The organism is Vibrio sp. T9 (assembly GCF_003123985.1).
Taxonomy (GTDB): Bacteria; Pseudomonadota; Gammaproteobacteria; order Enterobacterales; family Vibrionaceae; genus Vibrio; species Vibrio diabolicus.
Map to the genome: position 1 here is coordinate 1 of NZ_NIGY01000150.1, position 325 is coordinate 325.

Consider the following 325-nt stretch of genomic DNA (forward strand, 5'->3'; position numbering starts at 1 on the left):
CGCGTGCGGACGAACGTACGCGGTGAGGACGACTACATTTTTCCGCTGCGGATGCCGAAGGACGCGATGCGCTCGCTGTTTCTCTCGTATGTGAAGGCGGCGAACGAGCTCGTGCAGCAGCCGCGCTTCTATAACACGGTCACATCGAACTGCACGACGATCGTCTATCGCATGGCGCGGCGCATCGACGGCGCCCTTCCGTTCGATATTCGCCTGCTTCTCACCGGTTACCTGCCGGGTTACCTCAGGGACAACGGCGCGCTGGACAATCGCCTTTCCGAGGCGGAATGGCGGCGGCTCGGGCGAATTACCGACCGGGCCCGTG

The 325-nt window shown here is 63.1% G+C and carries 1 protein-coding gene; it reads left to right on the forward strand.

Features of this window, described 5'->3' with window-relative positions:
* The coding region (locus CBX98_RS25855; RefSeq protein ID WP_146192938.1) for a DUF4105 domain-containing protein at window positions 1–325 on the forward strand (325 nt) is incomplete at both ends.